Annotated in this window: 1 pseudogene; it reads right to left on the reverse strand. The window is 57.7% G+C overall.

From position 1 onward, the window contains the following. Positions 1 to 71: 71 nt before the first annotated feature. Positions 72 to 324 (reverse strand): annotated as a pseudogene (locus C666_RS20765) (hypothetical protein); the annotation flags it as partial.

Here is a 324-nt window from a genome sequence, read left to right on the forward strand (position 1 = left end):
AGAACTTCGTCGTCTTCTTCATGGCTCCATCTTCTCAAGAGTTGGAGCCTCCGCAAAACCCGGGGCAATTCAAACTGCCGACCGCAGTCGAAGTCATGACCGTTGCCGATCATGGCGACCAGGCAAGTAGCGGTGGTTTCCCCCACACCGTTCAGGCGGGTCAGGCGTTGAGCGCGACTGTCCTGGCGGGCAATGTGTCGGATATGTTGGTCATAGTGCGCAATCCGTTCATCGAGTCGGCCGATCTCGCTGTCACTGACCGCCACAATAGAGCCAGCGATGATCGGCATATAGAAGCCACTTGACCGGGGCTCTGACGGACGT

Origin of the sequence: Thauera linaloolentis 47Lol = DSM 12138, assembly GCF_000310205.1 — a bacterium.
Lineage (GTDB): Bacteria > Pseudomonadota > Gammaproteobacteria > Burkholderiales > Rhodocyclaceae > Thauera > Thauera linaloolentis.